Source organism: Bradyrhizobium sp. BRP19 (assembly GCF_020194195.1).
GTDB lineage: Bacteria > Pseudomonadota > Alphaproteobacteria > Rhizobiales > Xanthobacteraceae > Bradyrhizobium > Bradyrhizobium yuanmingense.
The window spans coordinates 829,546-850,606 of record NZ_JADYVZ010000002.1; the positions used below are offsets into that span (position 1 = coordinate 829,546).

The following is a 21,061-nucleotide window of genomic DNA, read 5'->3' on the forward strand; positions in this document are numbered from 1 at the left end:
TCGGCTCCTTCTTCAACCGAAGGACTGTCCGCTCATGCCCCGATCGCACCCCGCTTCCACGTTCTTTGGAACGTTGATCGCCTCACTCTGGCTGGCATCTGCCGCAACGCTGGTGCACGCCGAGCCGGTCGCCAACGTCCATGCGCTGGCGCAGAAGGAACAGCAGCCGCTGCTCGACACGCTGCGCGATCTCGTCAACATCGAATCCGGCAGCAAGGACATCGAAGGCCTGAACCAGATCGCCGAGCGCATTGCCGGTCAGCTCAAGCAACTCGGCGGCACGGTGGAGATCCTGCAGCCGACTGACATCTATCGCCTCGACGACACCCCCGAAAAGATCGGGCCGGCCGTGCACGCCGTGTTCAAGGGCACGGGGTCCAAGAAGATCATGCTGATTGCTCACATGGACACGGTGTACCTGAAGGGCATGCTGAAGGACCAGCCGTTCCGCATCGACGGCGACAAGGCGTACGGGCTCGGCATTGCCGACGACAAGCAGGGCATCGCGCTCATTCTCCATACCGTGGCATTGCTGCAGAAGCTGAACTTCAGGGATTACGGCACGCTCACGGTGCTCACGAACGGCGACGAGGAGATCTCCTCGCCCGGCTGGCGCAGCACCATCACCAAGCTCGCATCGGATCAGGACGTGGTGTTCTCGTTCGAAGGCGGCGGCGCCGACGGCACGCTGCGCCTCGCCACCAGCGGCATCGGCTCGGCCTATCTTACCGTGCATGGCAGATCGTCACATGCCGGCGCACGGCCCGAAGGCGGCGTGAATGCGCTGTACGAGCTCTCGCACCAGGTGCTGCAGATGAAGGACTTGTCCAAGCCCGAGCAGGGCCTGAAGCTGAATTGGACGGTGTCCAAGTCCGGAACCAACCGCAATGTGATCCCTGCCGAGGCGACGGCCCAGGCCGACGCGCGCGCCCTCAAGGTGTCCGACTTCGACGAGTTGCAGAAGGCGCTGCAGGACAAGATCAAAAATCGCCTGCTGCCCGATTCCAGAGTCGAGCTGAAGTTCGAGGTGCGGCGCCCGCCGCTCGAACCCAGTGAGGCCTCGCGCCGGGTGGCGGCCTATGGCAAGACGATCTATGGGGAGATCGGACTATCCCTCAAGGTCGACGAGAAGGCCATCGGCGGCGGCACCGACGCGGCTTTCGCCGCACTGCAATCCAAAGGAGCCGTGGTGGAAGGCATGGGCCTGTCGGCCTTCGGCGCGCACTCCAACGATGCCGAATATGTGCAGGTGGGCAGCATCGTGCCGCGGCTGTATCTGACGACACGCATGATCATGGACCTGTCCACCGGCAAGCTGAAATAGCGGCTCGGTCGCCGCGTTTCACTTTCAGGCTTGCCGCCCTCCACGGCGAACGAGACCGAGCGAAGCTGTTCCGTCAGGAACAGGAAGCGTTCAGAGATCGTCTTCGAAATGACGTCCGGCATATGCGATTGTGACGATCTCGACCTCTGTCTTCAGGACACGGAACGCGATCGTCACGCGCCGCTCGAATCCGACGGTACGCAGACCTGGAAGAAGATCGTCGCGACTGGTCCCACGTTTGGGAAAGGTGGCGAGAGCCATGCATGCCTTCTCGATACGGTCGATATAGCCGCCTGCAATTCGGTAGCCGGCACGTTCTGCGATGTACTCGTAAAGGCCGACCAGATCGGCCTCCGCCTCCGGTCGGAATACGACCTTAAGTGCCACGCTTGGCTGCCTTCACGTTTCTGGCGTGACGAGTCCGCAGGCGTTTGAAAACGTCGCTCGCAGCAACGCTTGGGCGAGGATCCTGGACCGAAGCTTGGACCTTGGCGGCCAGATATTCGTCAAGCGCGGCATCCTGACGATCGAGGGCGCGGAGGGCCGAGCGCATGACTTCGCTGGCAGAGGCATATTCGCCTGACTTCAGGCGGGCTTCCAGGCTCGCGCGCTGCGGGCCAAGAGTCACGGTGATCGGCTTGCTGGTCCGCATGTGGTTCCCCTTCAGTGCTCTACAACGCAAGATATGACAGTGTCATACATACCTCAAGCGCCATCCGGGCCTCCCTGCTCCGCGCACGGGAAAAGGTGCATTGTCATTGCCGGGCCAGTTCCTCCCCCATCGTGACCTTGTCCGCCAGCCGAAACCGCAGCGTGAACTCCGCACCGCCGCCGGGCAGGTTCTCCACCGACACCGTGGCGGCGTGATCATCCGCCACGGCGCGCACGATCGAGAGCCCCAGCCCCGCGCCGTCACTGCGCCGGCGGTCGGCGCGCCAGAAGCGCTGGAAGATCAGCTCGCGCTCAGCCTCCGCGATCCCCGGGCCGGAATCGCGCACCCGCACCGAACCGTCCTCCCCCACCTCGACCTCGACGGTGGTGCCCTCCGCCGTGAACTTGATGGCGTTTTCGGCAAGATTGAACACCGCGCGCTGCAGCATCTCCGAATTGCCGTGGATCAGGACCGGTGCGTCGGTGCCCTTCAGCGCGATGTCCTTGCGTTGCGCGATCGCGAACGGAGCGATCGAGCCGACCACCTCGGCACAGACGGCGCGCAAATCCGCGGTCTCGCCGGGATCGAGCACCAGGGTGTCGAGCTCGGCGATCTCAAGCAGCTGGGCGACGATCCGGCTCATCGCCTCGATGTCGGCATGCAGCGCCCGCCGTTCCGCGCCGTCGCCGAGCGTCTCGATCCGCGTGCGCAGGATCGCCAGCGGCGTGCGCAATTGATGCGCGGCATCCGCCGTGAACTGCCGCTGCACGCGAAAGCCGGCCTCGAGGCGGTCGAGCGCCTGGTTCACGGCGGTGACCAGCGGCACGATCTCGCGCGGAATCTGCTCGGTCGGCAGGCGAATGTCGGTGCGTGCAGGGCCGATGTTGCTGGCCTCCTGGGAGGCCTTCCACAACGGCGCGATCGCGCGGCGGAAGATGATGATGTCGATGGCAAGCAGGACCAGGAGGATCGGGACGGTGATCCACCCGACCCGCCGAAAAAAGTTCGAGACGATATCGTCGATGATGACGTCCCGGTGGGCCAGATCCTCGGCAACCTGGATGCGCACCGTCTTGCCGGCAACGTCTCGCGTGACGCTGGCGCCGGAGACGGTGTCGGAGAAACGGGAGGGCGCCGTCGCGGCGGAACGCCGGTGGGAGGAGAACAGCAACCTTCCGTCGGCATCGCGAATGTCGAACTGGTAGCGGCCGTAGGCGTCCGAATAGAGCCCCTTGAGGCTGTCGGGCAGGTCGAAGGTCAACGTGCCGTCCGGCTGCGCGACGATGCGCTCCGCCAGCACCTCGGCCTGCGCGCGCATGGCATCGCGATGCAGCTGGTCGATCTCGGAGTTGAGCAGCCAGAACAACACCAGCGGCAGGAAGATCGCGACCATCGCGACCGCGACGATGTGCAGAAACACGATGCGCGAGATCAGCGATTTGAAGGTCAGCGATCCGGCACGGCCCGCGGCGGGCACGCTATTTCTCCTCGGTCATGAGATAGCCGACGCCACGGATCGTATGGATCACGACCTTGGCGCCGTGTTCAGTCAGCTGCTTGCGCAGCCGCGACACGTAGACCTCGATCGCATTGGAGGCGACGTCGCCTTCGAGACCGAAGATGTGGTCCTCGACGTTCTTCTTCGGTACCACCCGCCCCTGCCGGCGCAGCAGGATCTCGAGCACCGAGGTCTCGCGCGCGGAGATGATCCGCGGCTGGTCGTCGACGAAGATCTGCCGGCTCTCGGTGTCGTAGACGAGGTTGGCGAGAGTGAGCGAGCGGCCGAGCAACTGGCCGGGGCGGCGCAGGATGGCCTCCAGCCGCGCCACCAGCTCCTCCATCGCAAACGGTTTTGCCAGATAATCATCGGCGCCGCTGCGCAGGCCGGTGACGCGGTCCTGCAAGCCGCCGCGCGCAGTCAGCACCAAGACCGGCAGCGGCTCCATCTGGTGACGCAACTCGCGCAGCACCGACAGGCCGTCGGCATCGGGCAGACCGAGGTCGAGGATCATCGCGGCATAGCTGACGCTGTTCACCGCCTCGCGCGCCTCGGCCGCGCTGCCCACGATGTCGCTCTCATAGCCGGCTGCGGCCAGCCCACCGGCCACGAGCCGCGACAGCTCGGCATTGTCCTCGACGATCAGAAGCCGCATCGCATATCCGCCGGACGTTCCTGATACCGCACCGCTCGCGCCGCATCTGCGCTCTTTTCCAGCATTCGGGGCGCCGCGGCCAGCGAAAAAGCGCCGAATAGCCTCTCCTTGTCAGGTCGGTGTAAGCCAGCGCTGTGCATGAACCCGGTCATCGACCACATGATCATCGCCGGCCGAAGATTGACCCACGGAACATTCGTTTTGGCGTGTCGTTAAATCCAAGCGCTCAGGATGAGCGCCTGGAGGAGCCCGATGTCGTATTTTCCATCTGGCGAAGACCAAGCCTTCCGCATTTGCAAGGTGCTCGCCGACGTCTTCTGCGCGATCCTGCTCGGCACCTTTTCGATCGTGTTCTTCGGCTGGATCGGCGGAATTGTCGCCTTCGTCATTCTCGAAGCTGCCCTGCTCGGGCTCGACTGGCTCATGCCAAGCGCAAGAGACGCAGCAGGCGTCGTTCGCTAGCCGCGCTTCCGATGCTCGGCAGCCGACCGATGGTCCGCCTCTGGCGGCAAATAAGCTCGGCTGCTACGACTCAGCTTGCCCCAACGCGCGGACCTTTCCATTACGACGCGCGCCGGCACTAACGGAAAAGGACACCGACCAGGCCTTGCGCAGCGCTCTTTGAATTTCATCGGGATCGAAGCGCATCGGGGGCATCGTTCAGCGCCACGATTTCGGATCGGGCGATGATGCATGTCTACCACTGTTTTGCCCGACGGGTCAAAAATTTCGGTAATTTCGCAATCGCTCGTGGTAACGAAGTCAAGTCATTGATATCGCTGCCCCGGTCTACTGTGCATGGGGTTGTTTTCGATGTTCTGGTTGGACGCCCTCCCAACAGCAGCGACAACGCCCCGGAGCCTTTCGCTCCGGGGCGTGCCGCATTCGATCGGGACGCGATCAGCTCTGCGAGCGCCGCGCCATGAAGATGTCGTAGCCGACCTCGGCCACCTGGAACCAGGAATAGCCATCGCTCGTGAACTTGGCGAGCGAGTCGTTCACCTTCTTGAAGTTCGGATTGGTCGCAGCGACTTCGGCGTGCAGCTCCTTGGCCGCCTTGTAGCAGGCATCCATGATCGCGGGCGAGAAGGCGTGCAGCTTGGTGCCGCCCGCGAGCAGCTTCCTCAGCGCCAGCGGATTGGCGTTGTCGTAGCGCGCCATCATGTAATTGTTGGCGTAGTGGCCGGCCTGCTCCAGCACGCTCTGGTAATATTTCGGCAGCGCGTTCCACTTGTCGAGGTTGACGAAAGCCATCAGCATCGGACCGCCTTCCCACCAGCCGGGGTAGTAGTAGTGCGGCGCGATCTTGTAGAAGCCGAGCTTCTCGTCGTCATAAGGCCCGACCCATTCGGCGGCGTCGATCGTGCCCTTCTCCAGCGCCGGATAGATGTCACCGCCGGCGAGCTGCTGCGGCACCACGCCGAGCTTCTGGAGCACGCGGCCGGTGAAGCCGCCGATGCGGAACTTCATGCCTTTGAGATCGTCGGGCGTGTTGACCTCTTTCCTGAACCAGCCGCCCATCTGGCAGCCGGTGTTGCCCGCGAGCAGCGAGACGACGTTGTAGCTCTTGTAGAACTCGTTGAGCACGTCGCGGCCGCCGCCCAGCATGTACCAGGCCTGGTTGATGCGCATGTTGGGACCGAACGGCACGGCCGAGCCGAAGGTGAAGGTCGGGTCCTTGCCGAAATAATAATAGGACGCGGTGTGGCCGATCTCGCAGGTGCCGTTCTGCACGGCGTCGAGCACCTGCAGGCCCGGCACGATTTCGCCGGCCGCGAAGATCTGGATCTGGAATTTGTTGTCGGTCGCCTCGGCAACCATCTTGCACATCATCTCGGCGCCGCCAAACAGCGTGTCGAGCGATTTCGGCCAGCTCGTCGGCATGCGCCATTTGATTTCCGGCATCGACTGCGCGATCGCGGGAGCCGCGAGCGTGGCGGCGCCGGCCGCACCAAGTCCTGTGACCTTGATGAAGTCTCTTCTCTTCATGATTTCCTACCCTGATGGATCTAATTGTGGAGCCTTCTTTGCGAGGCTTGCCGACAGAATGGAGCATCACGGGACCGAATGCCATCCCGATCGCAAAGAAAAAGCCCGGCCTCCTGGGGAGGCCGGGCTAGTGGTCTTACGACCTAAGCCGTAGATCAGCCGCGGGTGCGCGAGCGGATCATGAAGCTATCGTAGGTATATTCGGCAACCTGCCACCACAGATATTCGTCGGAGCGGTAGGCCTGCATGGAGTCAATGGCCTTTTTGAAGTCGGCGTTCTTGCCAGAAACCTCGGCCCACAGCTCGTTGGTCGCCTTGAGGCAGGCTTCCAGCACCTCGTTGGTGAACGGACGAAGCTGGGTGCCGCCGGCGACCAGGCGCTTCAGCGCCGCCGGGTTCTGCATGTCGTAGCGCGCAGCCATCCAGCTGTTGGCGTTCGCCGTCGCGTTGGTGAGGATCGCCTGGTAGCTCTTCGGCAGCGCATTGAACTTTTCCAGGTTGGCGAAGGCGTGGACGGTCGGACCGCCCTCCCAGAAGCCGGGGTAGTAGTAGTACTTGGCGACCTTGGCGAAGCCGAGCTTCTCGTCATCGTAGGGGCCGACCCACTCGGCGGCGTCGATCGTGCCCTTCTCCAGCGCGGGATAAATGTCGCCGCCGGCGAGCTGCTGCGGCACCACGCCGACCTTCTGCAGCACCTGGCCGGCAATGCCGCCGATGCGCATCTTGAGGCCGGAGAGGTCGGCAACGGTCTTGATCTCCTTGCGGAACCAGCCGCCCATCTGGGTACCGGTGTTGCCGCATGGGAAGCCGATCACGTTCGACTTCTTGAAGAACTCGTTGGCGAGCTCGTTGCCGCCGCCCTGATAGAGCCACGAATTCTGCTGACGCGCGTTGAGGCCGAACGGCACCGAGGCGAAGATCGCGAAGGTGGGGTCCTTGCCGACGTAATAGTACGAGACGGTGTGGCACATATCGACCGTGCCGTTCGAGGTCGCATCGAGCGCCTGGAGGCCGGGGACGATTTCGCCGGCGGCGAACACCTGAATCTGGAACTTGTTGTCAGTCATCTCGGCGACGTACTTCGCCACCTGCTCGGCGCCGCCATAGATGGTGTCGAGCGACTTCGGGAAGCTCGAAGTCAGGCGCCACTTCACCTCGGGCGAGGACTGTGCGATCGCCGGCGAGGCCACCGCGGTCGCCGCCGCGCCTGCTGCCGACACTTTGAGAAAATCACGACGCTTCATCTTCAGGTCTCTCCTTGCTGGGGCGTTTCCCCTTGACTTCTCTTCTTGCCGCCGCTCGTTCCGGCGACGCGTTGAGGTCGCGTCGAACCGAAGGGGCTTGACTGCGGGGGGCCTTTAACACGGCCAGCCCGGTTTCGGAACGCGACAATGACATGACGGGGCTCTACGAAAGTCGCATGCCCCGGAGCCTGCCGCGGTGCCCCCCATTCAGGCCGCGGCGATGACACCCTTGAGCTGGTCCCGGACCTGGCCGGCAATGGCGCGGTAGATCGCCGCATGAGGGCCGTCCGGCTCGCTGTCGACCACGGGATTGCCGGCGTCCGAGGTGGCGCGAATCGCCATGTGCAGGGGGATCTCGCCCAGGAATGGGACGCCGAGCTTCTCGGCCTCGTGCCGCGCCCCGCCATGGCCGAAAATATCCGACTTGGTGCCGCAATGCGGACATTGGAAGTAGCTCATATTCTCGACGATGCCGAGCACGGGCACGTTGACCTTCTTGAACATGGCAAGCCCCCGCCGCGCATCGATCAGGGACAGGTCCTGCGGGGTCGAGACGATCACGGCGCCCTTGAGCGGCACGTTCTGCGCCAGCGTGAGCTGGGCATCGCCGGTGCCCGGCGGCATGTCGACGACCAGCACGTCGAGCTTGCCCCATTCGACGTCGCGCAGCATCTGCGTCACCGCCGACATCACCATCGGGCCGCGCCAGATCATCGCGGTCTCCTCCTCGACCAGGAAGCCGATCGACATGATGGCGAGCCCGAAGCGCCGAAGCGGAATCATCTTGCGCTCGTCGTTCAGCTCCGGCTTGTCGCGCAGGCCCGTCAGGCGCGGCACCGAGGGGCCGTAGATATCGGCGTCGAGCAGCCCGACCTTGAGGCCGAGGTCGCGCAGGCCGAGCGCCAGATTGAGCGCCGTGGTCGACTTTCCGACGCCGCCCTTGCCGGAGGCGACCGCGATTACGGCGGCAACGCCGGGAATTTCCGATTGCCGCGCCATCGGCGACCCCCCGCCCTGGGGCGGCTTGTGGGCATGGGCCGGCTGCACGCCGGGCGTGCCGCGGCTCGGCTGCGGGGGTGGCGGCGGCGCGGAGCCCGGCTTGCGCTCGGCGGTCAGCGCCACCATGACGGTGGTGACACCGGGAATGCTGCGCACGGCGGCTTCCGCTTCGGCCCGGACGGATTCCCAGGCTCTTGCCTCGGCGGCGTCGACATTGATCGAGAAGAATACCTTGCCGTCGGAGGCGCTGATCGCGCTCAGCACATTGGCATGGGGGAGTGCGACCCCGCGGGGCGACTGGACCCTGGCGAGGCTATCGAGAACCTGTTGCTGCGTCACGCTCAAAGCGCATCTCCTGCAGTTGAGGATGCCCCATTAGAGCGGAAACGCCCAAAAGGCTACTGTCTGCCGATATCGTCCGCCTTTTCGGCCGGCGCCGCCCCCTGCTCCAGGGCAGCCTCGTAGTTCAGCTCGATCATGACCCCGTTGGGGTCGTGGACGAAGATCTGCCAGAGATCGCCACCGGGCACCTGGCGGGCCTCGAACTTGATCTTCTTTGACGCCAGCCGCTGTTTCATACCGTCAAAGCCGCGACTGGCGAAGGCGACATGGTGGACAACGCCGGAATCCGGCTTTTGTGGCTCGTCGGTCGGGGAAATGTCGACGAGGTGAACCACCGGTCTGCCCTCGCTGTACATCCAGGCGCCCGGGAAGGCGAAGTTCGGCCGCGCGCCTTTTGCCAGGCCCAGCACGTCTTCGTAGAAGCGGACGGTCTCGGCCAGATTCCGGGTCCGGATGTTGAAATGATCGAGGACGCCCACGCTCACGCCGCCCATGCTCTCGCTCCCTTGTTTTGAAGTCCTTGGGTCGCCACCCTAGCACGGCAGGCCGCCAAACGAAGCCGTTGCCCTCTGGCCTCAAGGGTTTATGGTGCGCCTCCGGTCCGCCCTCACCGCGGAACCCAGGCATCCCTCGCTTGGCAAGAACCGTAAACCCGAACTACGGACAAGGTACCACTATGGCTAAAGTCGCTTTCCTCGGTCTTGGCGTGATGGGCTTCCCCATGGCCGGACACCTCGTGAAAAAAGGGGGCCATGAGGTCACCGTCTACAACCGCACCGCGGCGAAGGCGAAGGAATGGGCGGACAAGTTTGGCGGCAAGACCGCACCGACCCCGAAGGCCGCCGCCGAGGGTCAGGATTTCGTGATGTGCTGCGTCGGCAACGACAACGATCTGCGCGCGGTCACGATCGGCCCCGACGGCGCCTTCGCCGGCATGAAGAAGGGTGCGACCTTCGTCGACCACACCACTGCCTCCGCCGAGGTCGCCCGTGAGCTCGACGCAGCCGCGACCAAGGCCGGCTTCAAATTCGTCGACGCCCCCGTCTCCGGCGGCCAGGCCGGCGCCGAGAACGGCGTGCTGACGGTGATGTGCGGCGGCGCGCAGGACGCCTATTCCGGCGCCGAGCCGATCATCACGGGCGCCTATGCGCGGATGTGCAAGCTGCTCGGGCCCGCCGGAAGCGGCCAGCTGACCAAGATGGTCAACCAGATTTGCATCGCCGGTCTGGTGCAGGGCCTCTCCGAAGGCATCCATTTCGCCAAGAAGAGCGGCCTGGACGTCGCCGCAGTGATCGAGACCATCTCGAAAGGGGCCGCCCAGTCCTGGCAAATGGAGAACCGCTACAAGACCATGAACGAGGACAAGTACGATTTCGGCTTCGCGGTCGAATGGATGCGCAAGGACCTCTCGATCGCGCTGGCCGAAGCCCGCCGCAACGGCGCCAATCTGCCGGTGACCGCGCTCGTCGATCAGTTTTATTCCGAGGTCGAGAAGATGGGCGGCAAGCGCTGGGATACGTCGAGCCTGCTCGCACGCCTGCAACGCTGACGCTCTGTTGCGGCCTGGTTCGGCGTAGCCGGCTTTGAACGTCGTCGCGACATCCGTCGCGACGGCGTTCCGTAAAGCGCGCCGACCGAAACAATCATAGACTTCCGGGGGGAAGCCTTGCCTAACGTGATCGCCGCCGTCCTTGCTGTTGTTGCGCGCCTGTTCCCGGTCGCGCTCCTGGCCCTGCTGGCATCACCTTCGCAGGCGCTTGCCGCATCGCTCGATGGTGCCAGCATTGGCCCGCAATGGGCACTTCCATTCGCGGGGATGCTGCTCTCGATCGCCATATTTCCGCTCGCCGCGCCTCACTTCTGGGAGCATCACCAAGGCAAGATTGCCGCGATGTGGGCCACCCTGATCGCGCTGCCGCTTGCAATCTGGTACGGCCCGCTTCCAACCGTCCAAGCGCTCGTTCATACGGCGCTGCTCGAATACGTCCCGTTCATTCTGCTGCTCCTCGCTCTGTTTACCGTCGCCGGCGGAATCGTGGTGCGCGGCAATCTTCACGGCTCCCCCGTCCTGAATACGCTGCTGCTCGCTCTCGGCACTCTGATCGCGAGCGTCATCGGCACGACCGGCGCCTCAATGGTCATGATCCGACCGGTGATCCGCGCCAATGACGATCGGCGGCACAACGCGCACGTCGTGATCTTCTTCATCTTTCTGGTGTCCAACATCGGCGGTTCGCTCTCCCCCCTTGGAGATCCCCCGTTGTTTCTGGGGTTCCTGCGCGGCGTGGATTTTTTCTGGACGACGACACACCTGCTTCCCCAGACCACGTTCGCGGCCTGGATTCTGCTCGCCCTGTTCTTTTGCATCGATACTTATCTCTATCGCAAGGAAGGCCGCGTCAAACCGGACCCAACTCCGGACAATCCCTTGCGGATCAGCGGCGGCCTCAACTTCGCTTTGATGGGAGTCATCATCGCTGCGATCCTCTTGAGTGCCAAGCTCGACCTCGGCGGATTTGAAGTTCTCGGCACGCATCTCCAGGTGCAGAATCTCCTGCGCGATGCCGTGATGATCGGAGTCGTGTTCGCATCTCTCGCCGTCACCTCGAAGGAGGACCACGACGCGAACGGCTTCTCTTGGGGCCCGATGATCGAAGTGGCAAAGCTGTTTGCCGCGATCTTCATCACCATCATTCCCGTGCTCGCGATTCTCAACGCCGGCAAATCCGGCGCGTTTGCCTCCGTCGTAAACATGGTCACCAACGCAGACGGCACGCCGAACAATGCTGCATATTTCTGGTTGACCGGCCTGCTCTCATCCTTTCTCGACAATGCGCCGACCTATCTGGTCTTCTTTGAACTTGCCGGAGGCGACGCCAAGCATCTGATGACGAACGGCGCCTTGACCCTTGCCGCGATTTCCGCCGGTGCGGTGTTCATGGGCGCAAACTCCTACATCGGCAACGCGCCCAATTTCATGGTGTACGCAATTGCCCGAGCGAGTGGTGTCGCAATGCCCGGCTTCTTCGGATACATGGCCTGGACCTCCGTCCTGCTGCTGCCGGTCTTCGGGTTGGTCACGCTCGTTTTCTTCAGATGATTGAAGCGCGGGTTGATGAAAGCGGCCGCCCGAACTGCGTATGAATTAACGCTCGGTTAACGTAATTCTTTAGCTCCTTAAGTCAGCTCTTAAGGATTTCTTGCCAGAGATAGACAATGCAGAAAGCCCGCGTCCGGCGTGGGCAGGAATCCGTGTTGCTTGATGAGTAACCCCGCTGAAAAGCCCGAGGTCGTGCAGCTTCCGGCCGAGCCGGTGAGCGCGCCATCGGCGAGCAGCCGAAGGGCTGCGGCGCAGCGGGTGCGCGAGGCGCGCGACAAGTTAACGTCGACCAGTGGAACCCGGCCGGCTTTCGACGCCGAGATGCTGCGGCAATACGCCCAGACCCGGCTGTCCGCCTCCTATGTCGTGATGCTCCTGGTGGTGGCGACCGGCGTGCTGTTCGGGCTATGGATGCAGCCGATCCCGGCCGCAGCCTGGACCGCGGGCATGCTCTGCATCCACAGCGCCATGATCTGCAGCTGCCGGCGCTTCCTGACCGAGCCCGCCTCGCCGGCCGCGACACGCGCATGGCGGACGCGCTTCGTCGTGCTCGACCTGCTCTATGGCCTGTGCTGGATGGCGATCCTGATCCATCCCGTGCTCGACATGGTCACGGAAACGCTGATGATGTTCTTGATGCTGCTGGTGATCGCAGTATCGAGCATGCTCGCGGCCAATCTGCCGATCGCAGCCCTCGCCGCCACGGCGCCGGTCGCGGTTGCGATGGCGCTGAGCTTCGTGACGACCGGATCGCTGGACAATTACATCCTGGCAGCGCTGTCGCTCGCCGCCGAAGGCTATTTCGTGCTGCTGGCGCACCGCCTGCACTCCTCCACCTTCGCCACGCTGGAAGCACGTGCGGAAAAGGACGCGCTGATCGGCGAGCTGGAGCAGGCCAAGGCAATCTCGGACGAAGCGCGCCACCGCGCCGAAGCCGCCAACGTCGCCAAGTCGCGCTTCCTCGCGCAGATGAGCCACGAGCTGCGGACGCCGCTGAACGCCATCCTCGGCTTCTCAGAGGTCATGAAGAGCGAGATTTTCGGCGCGCATGCGGTACCGGTCTACAAGGAATATTCCGCCGACATCCATAATTCCGGCGTGCACCTGCTCAACCTGATCAACGAGATCCTCGATCTGTCGCGGATCGAAGCCGGCCGTTACGAGCTCAACGAGGAAGCGGTGTCCCTGGTCGGCATTGTCGCCGATTGCCATCATCTGATGAAGCTGCGTGCCTCGAGCCGCGGCATCACCATCCACGAAGTGTTCGAGCAGGCGATGCCGCGGCTCTGGGCCGACGAGCGCGCGATCCGCCAGGTCGTGCTCAACCTGCTCTCCAACTCGATCAAGTTCACCCCGCAGGGCGGCGAGATCTGGCTCAAGGCCGGCTGGACCGCCTCCGGCGGACAATATCTCTCGGTGAGGGATTCCGGCTCCGGCATTCCCGAGGACGAGATCCCGGTCGTGCTCGCCTCGTTCGGCCAGGGCTCCAATTCAATCAAGTCGGCTGAACAGGGCGCCGGCCTCGGCCTGCCGATCGCCAAGAACCTGATCGACCTGCACGGCGGCACGTTCACGTTGAAATCGAAGCTGCGCATCGGCACCGAGGTGATCGTCACATTCCCGCCGGAGCGCGTGATGAGCGCGCTTGCCCCACTCTCGGACGATTCTCCACCGCTCCAGCCGGAGAGCTCCGTCGTGCCGGACGAGAAACGCCGGCCGCGGCACAAGCCGATCATGAGTGCCGGCACAGGCTCTTAACGAGATGCTTGCAGACATGCCCGATCATCCCTCACTATGTCCGTATGAGCAAAGAAACGCCGTGCGTCGCCGTGTGCATGATCGATCCCAAGACCAAGCTGTGCTTCGGCTGCGGCCGCACCTTGCCGGAGATCGCACGCTGGCACGCCATGGAGAGCGCGGACCGGCGCGCGATCATGGCCCTCTTGCCGGAGCGCATGACGGAAGCCGGACTAGTGCGGATCGCTGGATCCCCAAAGCACGTCTGATCCGCCTGCGTGCCCTTGGAGGCGCGCGATGATCCGCTTCCTGCTCGTCCTGATCATGCTCGCCGGCACGGCAGGTGCCGTCGTCGCCTATGGCGATCCCGACCAGATCGCGCGCGCCAGCCACAAGGTCTCGCATATTTTTCGCGCACAAGCCGCCTCCCCGGCGCCGGCCGTGCAGATCCCGCGTGGCCAGGGCGGCGAATTCACGCTGCGCGCGAAGATCAACGGCGTCACTGCGCCGATGGTGATCGATACCGGCGCGACGTCGGTGGTACTGACCTGGGAAACCGCAAGGGCGATCGGGCTGCCGCTCGAGATGCTTGAATACGACGTCGATCTCGAGACCGCAGGCGGCCACACCAAGGCAGCGCGGCTCACGCTCGACCGTCTCGCCGTCGGCAAGCTGGTCGAGAAGTCGGTGCCGGCCCTCGTCGTGCAGCGCGGCCAGATGAAGACCAATCTGCTCGGCATGAGCTTCCTCGACCGGCTGGAAAGCTGGGGCGTGCGCGCCGACACGCTGATGCTGACAGGGTATCCGGAGCAGCAGCGCAGTCCCCGCCGCGCGCGCACGGCGGTCGACTAAAGCGCGATGCGATTAGGATGAATCGTCTCGCGCTTTAGGTTGTTGTTTGAACATGATCTTTTCGAAAAACCGCTGCGCACTTTTCCGGATCATGCTCCCGCTCATTTAGGCCGCCTCAGCCGGCGCGCGGGCCCCGACGCACGTGATCGCCTCGCGCAGCACGTCGAGACCGGCGCCGGGCTTCACACCCTGCTCGGCAAGATGCCGGCGGAACGCACGCGCGCCGGGCACAGCATGAAATGCGCCGACGAAATGCCGCGTGATCGCGTGCAGCCGCGTGCCGTGCGCGAGCTGCTCTTCGATGTAGGGCATCATCGCCTCGAGCGCGTCCTGCATGGTGGCGTGCGGCGCCGGCCCTCCAAAGATTTCGTGGTCGACCGCGAGCAGCCGCCACGGCTCCTGATAGGCGGCGCGGCCGAGCATCACGCCGTCGACATGGGCAAGATGCGCCTTTGCCTCGTCGATGCTCCGAACGCCGCCATTGATGATGACGGGCACATCGGGCATCGCGCGCTTGAGCCGGTAGACGCGATCATAGTCGAGCGGCGGGATATCGCGGTTCTCCTTCGGCGACAAGCCGTTGAGCCAGGCCTTGCGGGCGTGCACGATCAACGCATCGCTGCCCGCGGCGACCACCGCACGCGCGAGCGCATCGAGCGCGACCTCCGGATCCTGATCATCGATGCCGATGCGGCACTTCACCGTGACGGGAACGGCGACCACGCGCTTCATCGCGTCGACGCACCTCGCCACCAGCTCCGGCTCGGCCATTAGACAGGCGCCGAAACGGCCATCCTTCACACGATCGGACGGGCAGCCGACATTGAGATTGATCTCGTCATAACCGAAGTCCTCGCCGATCCGTGCCGCCGCCGCGAGCTCGCGCGGATCCGATCCGCCGAGCTGAAGCGCCACGGGGTGCTCGACCGCGTCGAACCCAAGCAGCCGCACCCGGTCGCCGTGAATGATCGCGCCGGTCGTCAGCATCTCGGTATAGAGCAATCCCCGCCGCGTCAGGTGACGGTGGAACACCCGGCAATGCCGGTCGGTCCAATCCATCATGGGGGCCACGGAAAAGCGATGAGACAACATATGGATCATATAGACTTTCGAGCCCCCGACGGGAATAGCGGATTTCATGACCGTGCCGGGCCCGATGGCACGCTCTGCGAGCCAATCGGCGCGGGGAAGGCCGGCGCCAGACCAGACGGCAAGCGGTTCGCGGCAGCACGGCGCGGCGCCGCGCTCGAACGCGTACACGTCGAACGCGACCAGCCCGCTGCCAGCGAGTAGCGCGCAAGAGCATGCTCACTCACGTGGGCCGTCGGAAGATTTGCCTTGATCTCCCGGTACACATGTCGTGGACACGCCCCCTAACCAACATGAGAGATCGAAAGCGAAATCAAGCGCGCTATTGCAGCGCAGGCTGCTCCAATCACGTCGCCATGCAGCAAATCTGTGCAGCGTGGTTGCGCCTGATCAGATCAGGCTTCGCCAGTCGGCCGTCCTTACCCCGCTTGTAGCGGGCCGCGAGGATTGGCGTACGCCGCGGCGCTACACCAAGCTCAAGCAGCAGCTCGCCCGCGAGCACTCGGGCGAGCTCGCTGGCTTCGACAGGGAGCGCCGGTCCAATGCACAAGCTCGTGAGACAGCGTCTGAAAACAATCGACCTGCTTTGCGCCCACGCATGTACCGCCTTAGCCACCAGCCGCCCGCGTGAAACGCGAGGGCAACGCCGATAAGGGGAGAGAACGAACGTTTCCTTTCCGAACGGAAGAACGTCGGAACGCAAAGCGGCAGATGACGCTATCGAGACTCTCATTCGCGTCGCGCATGCGGTGTCCGTGAAAGGCCATCCAGTTCTCGATGCGACGCATGCCTGAACGTCCCAAGCCCGGCTGCGCCAGGAGCTCGGCCTTGGTGTGAAGCGACGCAATCTCGAGGAGGTAGTGCATGCGCGTCACGGGCTCTCTGCCAACCAACGCCGCAAGCGGACTGTGAACCAGAATGCCTGCAATTCGCTCAGGGAGAAGGCTTTGCCCCTGCTTGGGAACGAGAGCTTTCCTCACGGTCAATTCCAGCTAGACTTTCAGAAATTCCAAGATCGTTCTAAGAACTCCTCTAGCAAAGCCAATCGGCGTTGTCTCACACGTACACGCTGCGGTTGATCTCGATTAGACAGGTTCTAGATCGGGGAACCCCAAAGCGACAGCGGAACACGCCTGCAGGGTGACCGCGAGAACGCCGGCTATTGTGTAATGAGAACGGGACGATTCGTGATGCGTTTCAATCTCCATCCGCGCAAGGCTTTTGGAGCTGCGATCTCTCCCGGATCGTGTTCTAGGCGATGAGTTCCCGGCGCGAGATTGTCGAGAGCAGAGACTCCGCAATCTCCTGCGACCGCACGGCAATCACCGAAAGCAGCGTGTCGCTCAGACCGTGAGAGGATTCCGAATAGCCCTGGAGGTGGATCTGCGGCCGGAACGCCGGATTGATCACGAGCCGGTAGTTGCGATCCAGCGCCGCATCGCGAATGTAGCGGCGGATCGGTTCGAGAAACCCGTGCGGCGTCTCCCTGTCGTATCCCGTCGCCAGCACGACCACGTCATAAGTCGAACGACGGTTTTCGCCGCGGAACTTGTCAATCACGCCGATCTCGATGCCGTCCGGTCCCGCATCCACATTGGAAATCTCGCTGCGGGGACGCAACATGACCCTTGTGTCGCCACCGACGCGCTGCTGGTAGAGCAGCCGATAAAGCTGGTCCAGCAGGTCGGCATCGACGACGGCGTAGTTGGTGTTCCGGAAGTTGCGGACGATCGCATCCCGCCGCTCGGCAGGCTGCGCGTAGACGAAGTCCGTATAGTCGGGGTTGAAGATCTCGTTGACGAAGGGACTGCTGTCGGACGGCTTGAGAGCATGGCCGCGGAAGATCAGATCGATATGCGCTTCGGGACATCGGCCATGAAGATCGACCGTTACCTCGGTCGCGCTCTGTCCGCCACCGACGACGGCCACACGCACGGACCGGCCGCGCGGGACAACGCGCTCGATCAGGTCGAGATAGCGGCTGGAATGCAGCAGCCTGCGATCGTCGGTAGCCTTGGCAAACACCTGCGGAACATAGGGCTGGCCTCCAACCGCGACCACGAGATTTCGCGCCAGCCGCACGGTCTCCCCGCCGGCGAGCGAGCGCGAATGCACCCGCAACGACGTCACCGTCTGCCCGGCCGTCACCGGCTCGACGGCGACGATGGTCTCGCCGTAAGCGGCCTGCGACTTGAAATGGCTCGCCACCCACTGCAGGTAATCGTTGAACTCGACCCTGCTCGGATAGAACGTCCGGCAGTTGATGAAATCCAGTAGGCGGCCGCGCTTATGCAGGTAGTTCACGAAGGTGAAGGGACTGGTCGGATCGCGCAAGGAGACCAGATCTTTGAGAAACGATATCTGCATGTCGCTGCCCGGAAGCAGCATGCCGCCATGCCAGGTGAAGTGCGGCTGCTTCTCCACGAACAGCGGCGTGCATTTCAGCCGTGATCGCTTCGCGCATTCGTCCAATGCGATGGCGAGCGCGAGATTGGAAGGCCCGAATCCGACGCCAATGACGTCGTGCTCGATCGCAAGTTGATGGGACATGAAGCCGCGCTCCGCTTGCGCTTTAAGACGAGACCGTTGGGCCGGCGGCTGCCGGAAGCCAAAGCCGATCGCCGAAGAAGCGCTCGCGCAACAGCATGACCAGGGTCGCGCGCTTATGGGGAAAGTCGAAATTCTTGATCTTCGCAAACCCCGAGCGCTCGAGATTGCGAAGCTGCTGGGAGTGCGCGGCCGCCGGCTCCCCGACGATCCGCTGCGTGCGGCAATCGTCGAGAAACATGTAGTGCATCAGAGACGGCAGCCACGCGCTGATGTAACGACCGCCGCGAAAAGCGTCCTCGCCCACGATCACGTGCCATCCCCGGTCATAGTCGTCGGCATCATAGAACGGCGCAATGCGATTTTCCTTGGCCCAATAGAGCTCGAAATAGCCGAACGGCTGCTCGCCGAAGCAGCCGATCAACGGCAGCATATGAGGATCGGCCAGAATGCCGGCCAGATATCGCCGATGCTTGTCGAGATCGCCCGCCTCGTTCCAGAATGCATCGACGCGAGGATCGTTCATCCAGCGGTGCAACAAATGGAGGTCATTCTCGAGATCGGCCACGCGAAACGAGATGACCTCCGACAGCCAGGGAATGAAACGACCGTACACCTTTCCCGCCGGCTTTGCGGCGCGGCGCGGATGGCGCTTGCCGTCCGTCATGACGTGGAGTTGCGGCAATGGCGGTCGCCCGGGGTTGACCAGCCAGTTGTCCCGCCGCTGCATCACCAGTTCGGGCAGCAGCACCAGTCGCCCCTCGGACATGATGGCAAGACCACTCTCGGTCAGCTCTCGTGCAAGCGGCGCTCTTCCAGCGAAGTCCAGAACGAGCCGATCGGCGCCAGGTCGCCAGGCAAACAGCGCCTCGGCCGACGCCGATACAGCCTGTGCCGCAACCTCGCAGTCATCCGAGGCATTCAGGATCTCGATGTGATCGACGCGCTCGCGCAGGCGCAGTTCCAACGCGGTCACATCGGCGGCGACGACGCGAAGGCGATCGCCCTCCTGGAAAACGGTCTGAGCGGAATATGGGCCGACCGGGAACGCACGAGGTCCGGTCCCGGAATCCGAAGCCTTGTTCATCCGGCCCTCGCATCTCGATCATCGCTGAGGCGTGGTGTAGATCACTCGCCTACAGGCTGACAAGGAATGCACGCACACGTAGATTAGATTCTCTACAAATCTGACGGCCTGTCGCAAAACGGGATCGCATGCTGTCGTTGCATGTGACAAAGAGCACTCGCTTCGTCACAATAGCTCTAAAGCGGCGCGTCAATTGGAACCGCGGAAACGCTCGCGACGTTATCTGCTTTCGTCTCGCTTCCGACGATCTTGCCGTCGCGCAGCCGCACCAGATGATCCGCAATCCCGAAATAGCGGTCATCGTGCGAAATCACGATGATGGTCTTTCCGAGACGCTTCAGATCGGGCAGCAGCTCCGTATAGAAGATGTGCCGGAACGCCGGATCCTGATCTGCGGCCCATTCGTCGAACACGAGCACGGGTCTTTCCTCGAGCCATGCATTCATCAGCGCCAATCGCTTGCGCTGTCCGGTCGACAGGTCCGTCGTCGTGAACACGCCGTTCTCGACCGAGACCTTGTGCGCGACCTCCAGCCGCTGGAGATAGCGTTCCGCCACATCAGGAACCACGCCCTCTCCACGAATGAGATCCTCAAACAGATAATAGTCGGAGAAGATGGTCGTGAAGAGCTGGCGGTAATCGTCGCGTGTCTCCGTCAGGACCGGCGAACCGTCGCGCAGCACGGCGCCGCCATGCGGAGCATAAAGGCCCAGCAACAACTTGATCAGGGTCGTCTTTCCACTGCCGTTCTGCCCCACGATGAAGACGATGTCGCCTTGCCGAACGAACAGATCAACCGGCCCGAGGACAAAGGGATCGCTGCCCGGCACGGCGCGAAAAGCATAGGTTACGCCGCGGAGCTCGATGGATTCGATGGCGGTCTTGCCGGGTGCAGCGGGCGCACTGGCCAGCAGATCGTGCTCGGGGCTCGAGAACTGCCCCGAGAGCTCCGCAATGCGGCGCATCGCGACCTGGGCGCGACCGAGCGCCGGCAGGATGCCGATGACCTGATCAATAGGCCCGCGCATAAAGAGCAGCACCAGCACGAACCCGCTGGACACCGCAGCGGGACTGTCGGGCCACAGGAACGGTCGCAAGGTCAGCGCCACGCCGATCACGACGAAGAACAGCATCGTCCCGAACGCCCGCGCCGTCACGAACAGATTGATCGACCTGATCTGCACCGAGCTGATCCGGTCGACGGTCTGCTGGAGCTGCTCGACATAGACGCGGCGACGGCGCACGCGATTAAGGCGCAGCTCCTTGGCACCTTCGGCGATCGCGCGATACTGCTTGTGCAGCTGATCTTCGGCCTCTCGCGCGGTGCTGAAGCCGCGAACGCCGCGCGTCCTCGCATATCCATGCGCCAGCGATCCCAGCACGATGACGACTCCCGTGATCAGGAAAAGCTGCCAAGACAGCACCGCCAGGTAAACCATGCAGCCGAGCGCGATCACGAGCGACACGAAAAAGGACGAAAAGAAGAACGCGAAATCGCTGATCGTGTCGACGTCCTGCGTGAGAACCGGGATCAGGCGATGCGTCCGGTAGATTTCGAGCTGATCGATCGGCGCAGCCAGGATTTTGGCGGCGAGCGACTTACGAAGCTCGGCGATGATCCGCTGTCCGACAAAATTGGCGCTGATGTCGGCGCCAATGGAACCGATCAGGATCAGAAGGCACAGGCCAGCGAAGGCGAAAAACAGCGTTACCACGTCGGCCTGCGTGGCATAAAGCCCATGATTCACGACCGCGAGCAACGCCGCGACGGAGGCACCGCCGACCACTCCGAGAACGCTGCCGCCGAGCACGAGTGGCCAGTAGGGCCGCAGGAGCTGCAGGATCTGCGTCGTCAGGCCGCTTCGTGAGTTCATGATGAGAGCCGCGCTGGAGGAGACCTGAAGCGAACCTATATGGCCGGACAAGCCGTGCCGAAGTGATGCGAA

General features: G+C 63.3%; 19 protein-coding genes. 7 read left to right on the plus strand and 12 right to left on the minus strand.

Annotated elements, in window-relative coordinates:
• Positions 1–34: 34 nt before the first annotated feature.
• A complete protein-coding gene (locus tag I6F36_RS09810; RefSeq protein ID WP_036001572.1) occupies positions 35–1,324 on the plus strand; it encodes a M20/M25/M40 family metallo-hydrolase in 1,290 nt (429 codons plus the stop codon).
• A gap of 90 nt (positions 1,325–1,414) precedes the next feature.
• Here the strand turns inward: I6F36_RS09810 and I6F36_RS09815 are convergent, their stop codons facing one another.
• The 4 genes from I6F36_RS09815 to I6F36_RS09830 all read right to left on the minus strand — a co-directional run bounded on the left by I6F36_RS09815 (position 1,415) and on the right by I6F36_RS09830 (position 4,129).
• Entirely contained in the window at positions 1,415–1,711 is a 297-nt protein-coding gene (locus tag I6F36_RS09815) for a type II toxin-antitoxin system RelE/ParE family toxin (protein ID WP_036034500.1), read from the minus strand.
• On the minus strand, positions 1,701–1,976 hold the full coding sequence (locus tag I6F36_RS09820; RefSeq protein ID WP_036022224.1) for a type II toxin-antitoxin system ParD family antitoxin: 276 nt from the start codon (positions 1,974–1,976) through the stop codon (positions 1,701–1,703). Before I6F36_RS09820 ends, I6F36_RS09815 begins: the two co-directional genes overlap by 11 nt.
• A 103-nt stretch (positions 1,977–2,079) precedes the next feature.
• Positions 2,080–3,369 (minus strand): ATP-binding protein, encoded by a 1,290-nt coding sequence (locus I6F36_RS09825; protein WP_225171384.1) that lies wholly within the window; start codon positions 3,367–3,369, stop codon positions 2,080–2,082.
• A gap of 85 nt (positions 3,370–3,454) precedes the next feature.
• Positions 3,455–4,129, minus strand: coding sequence for a response regulator transcription factor (locus tag I6F36_RS09830; protein ID WP_057028815.1), 675 nt, complete (start codon positions 4,127–4,129; stop codon positions 3,455–3,457).
• Positions 4,130–4,381: 252 nt separating this feature from the next.
• On the opposite strand from I6F36_RS09830, the gene I6F36_RS09835 reads away from it, so the two are divergent.
• Complete coding sequence (locus tag I6F36_RS09835; protein WP_036001583.1) at positions 4,382–4,591, plus strand: hypothetical protein; 210 nt, start codon at positions 4,382–4,384, stop codon at positions 4,589–4,591.
• Between the two features lie 438 nt (positions 4,592–5,029).
• On the opposite strand, the gene I6F36_RS09840 is transcribed toward I6F36_RS09835, so the two are convergent.
• From I6F36_RS09840 to I6F36_RS09855, 4 genes are all read right to left on the minus strand, one after another.
• The gene (locus I6F36_RS09840) at positions 5,030–6,118 is read right to left on the minus strand and encodes a TRAP transporter substrate-binding protein (RefSeq protein WP_036001586.1); all 1,089 of its coding nucleotides are present in this window, start codon (positions 6,116–6,118) and stop codon (positions 5,030–5,032) included.
• Positions 6,119–6,273: 155 nt separating this feature from the next.
• A complete protein-coding gene (locus I6F36_RS09845) occupies positions 6,274–7,362 on the minus strand; it encodes a TRAP transporter substrate-binding protein (RefSeq protein ID WP_036001589.1) in 1,089 nt (362 codons plus the stop codon).
• A gap of 207 nt (positions 7,363–7,569) precedes the next feature.
• Entirely contained in the window at positions 7,570–8,706 is a 1,137-nt protein-coding gene (locus I6F36_RS09850; RefSeq protein WP_036001591.1) for an Mrp/NBP35 family ATP-binding protein, read from the minus strand.
• A gap of 53 nt (positions 8,707–8,759) precedes the next feature.
• On the minus strand, positions 8,760–9,197 hold the full coding sequence (locus tag I6F36_RS09855) for a VOC family protein (RefSeq protein WP_225171347.1): 438 nt from the start codon (positions 9,195–9,197) through the stop codon (positions 8,760–8,762).
• 182 nt (positions 9,198–9,379) lie between these two features.
• Here I6F36_RS09855 and I6F36_RS09860 point away from each other — a divergent pair, with 182 nt between their 5' ends.
• The 5 genes from I6F36_RS09860 to I6F36_RS09880 all read left to right on the plus strand — a co-directional run bounded on the left by I6F36_RS09860 (position 9,380) and on the right by I6F36_RS09880 (position 14,392).
• The gene (locus tag I6F36_RS09860; protein ID WP_036001597.1) at positions 9,380–10,252 is read left to right on the plus strand and encodes an NAD(P)-dependent oxidoreductase; all 873 of its coding nucleotides are present in this window, start codon (positions 9,380–9,382) and stop codon (positions 10,250–10,252) included.
• 126 nt (positions 10,253–10,378) lie between these two features.
• Positions 10,379–11,803 (plus strand): sodium:proton antiporter, encoded by a 1,425-nt coding sequence (locus I6F36_RS09865; RefSeq protein ID WP_225126023.1) that lies wholly within the window; start codon positions 10,379–10,381, stop codon positions 11,801–11,803.
• A gap of 162 nt (positions 11,804–11,965) precedes the next feature.
• Entirely contained in the window at positions 11,966–13,561 is a 1,596-nt protein-coding gene (locus I6F36_RS09870) for a HAMP domain-containing sensor histidine kinase (RefSeq protein ID WP_225171348.1), read from the plus strand.
• Positions 13,562–13,605: 44 nt separating this feature from the next.
• Positions 13,606–13,809, plus strand: coding sequence for a DUF1289 domain-containing protein (locus I6F36_RS09875; protein WP_036001604.1), 204 nt, complete (start codon positions 13,606–13,608; stop codon positions 13,807–13,809).
• 28 nt (positions 13,810–13,837) lie between these two features.
• Positions 13,838–14,392 (plus strand): TIGR02281 family clan AA aspartic protease, encoded by a 555-nt coding sequence (locus I6F36_RS09880; RefSeq protein ID WP_036001607.1) that lies wholly within the window; start codon positions 13,838–13,840, stop codon positions 14,390–14,392.
• 105 nt (positions 14,393–14,497) lie between these two features.
• Here I6F36_RS09880 and dusA read toward each other — a convergent pair whose 3' ends face one another.
• From dusA to I6F36_RS09900, 4 genes are all read right to left on the minus strand, one after another.
• Positions 14,498–15,484: a tRNA dihydrouridine(20/20a) synthase DusA gene (dusA, locus tag I6F36_RS09885; protein WP_225126024.1), complete on the minus strand. Its 987-nt coding sequence runs from the start codon at positions 15,482–15,484 to the stop codon at positions 14,498–14,500.
• A 1,248-nt stretch (positions 15,485–16,732) separates the two neighbouring features.
• Positions 16,733–18,031, minus strand: a complete 1,299-nt coding sequence (locus tag I6F36_RS09890) for a lysine N(6)-hydroxylase/L-ornithine N(5)-oxygenase family protein (RefSeq protein ID WP_036001610.1) — start codon at positions 18,029–18,031, stop codon at positions 16,733–16,735.
• 22 nt (positions 18,032–18,053) lie between these two features.
• On the minus strand, positions 18,054–19,115 hold the full coding sequence (locus I6F36_RS09895; protein ID WP_225125880.1) for a GNAT family N-acetyltransferase: 1,062 nt from the start codon (positions 19,113–19,115) through the stop codon (positions 18,054–18,056).
• 176 nt (positions 19,116–19,291) lie between these two features.
• Positions 19,292–20,989, minus strand: a complete 1,698-nt coding sequence (locus I6F36_RS09900) for a cyclic peptide export ABC transporter (protein ID WP_225125881.1) — start codon at positions 20,987–20,989, stop codon at positions 19,292–19,294.
• Positions 20,990–21,061: the final 72 nt, after the last annotated feature.

Bases quoted from the DNA above. Each gene is read 5' to 3' on its own strand.
- I6F36_RS09890 (WP_036001610.1), bottom strand. From the start codon at position 18,031: ATGTCCCATCAACTTGCGATCGAGCACGACGTCATTGGCGTCGGATTC.
- I6F36_RS09830 (WP_057028815.1), bottom strand. From the start codon at position 4,129: ATGCGGCTTCTGATCGTCGAGGACAATGCCGAGCTGTCGCGGCTCGTG.
- dusA (WP_225126024.1), bottom strand. From the start codon at position 15,484: ATGTTGTCTCATCGCTTTTCCGTGGCCCCCATGATGGATTGGACCGAC.
- I6F36_RS09825 (WP_225171384.1), bottom strand. From the start codon at position 3,369: ATGGTCGCGATCTTCCTGCCGCTGGTGTTGTTCTGGCTGCTCAACTCC.
- I6F36_RS09900 (WP_225125881.1), bottom strand. From the start codon at position 20,989: ATGAACTCACGAAGCGGCCTGACGACGCAGATCCTGCAGCTCCTGCGG.
- I6F36_RS09880 (WP_036001607.1), top strand. From the start codon at position 13,838: ATGATCCGCTTCCTGCTCGTCCTGATCATGCTCGCCGGCACGGCAGGT.
- I6F36_RS09835 (WP_036001583.1), top strand. From the start codon at position 4,382: ATGTCGTATTTTCCATCTGGCGAAGACCAAGCCTTCCGCATTTGCAAG.
- I6F36_RS09870 (WP_225171348.1), top strand. From the start codon at position 11,966: ATGAGTAACCCCGCTGAAAAGCCCGAGGTCGTGCAGCTTCCGGCCGAG.
- I6F36_RS09820 (WP_036022224.1), bottom strand. From the start codon at position 1,976: ATGCGGACCAGCAAGCCGATCACCGTGACTCTTGGCCCGCAGCGCGCG.
- I6F36_RS09895 (WP_225125880.1), bottom strand. From the start codon at position 19,115: ATGAACAAGGCTTCGGATTCCGGGACCGGACCTCGTGCGTTCCCGGTC.
- I6F36_RS09840 (WP_036001586.1), bottom strand. From the start codon at position 6,118: ATGAAGAGAAGAGACTTCATCAAGGTCACAGGACTTGGTGCGGCCGGC.
- I6F36_RS09860 (WP_036001597.1), top strand. From the start codon at position 9,380: ATGGCTAAAGTCGCTTTCCTCGGTCTTGGCGTGATGGGCTTCCCCATG.
- I6F36_RS09810 (WP_036001572.1), top strand. From the start codon at position 35: ATGCCCCGATCGCACCCCGCTTCCACGTTCTTTGGAACGTTGATCGCC.
- I6F36_RS09855 (WP_225171347.1), bottom strand. From the start codon at position 9,197: ATGGGCGGCGTGAGCGTGGGCGTCCTCGATCATTTCAACATCCGGACC.
- I6F36_RS09875 (WP_036001604.1), top strand. From the start codon at position 13,606: ATGAGCAAAGAAACGCCGTGCGTCGCCGTGTGCATGATCGATCCCAAG.
- I6F36_RS09845 (WP_036001589.1), bottom strand. From the start codon at position 7,362: ATGAAGCGTCGTGATTTTCTCAAAGTGTCGGCAGCAGGCGCGGCGGCG.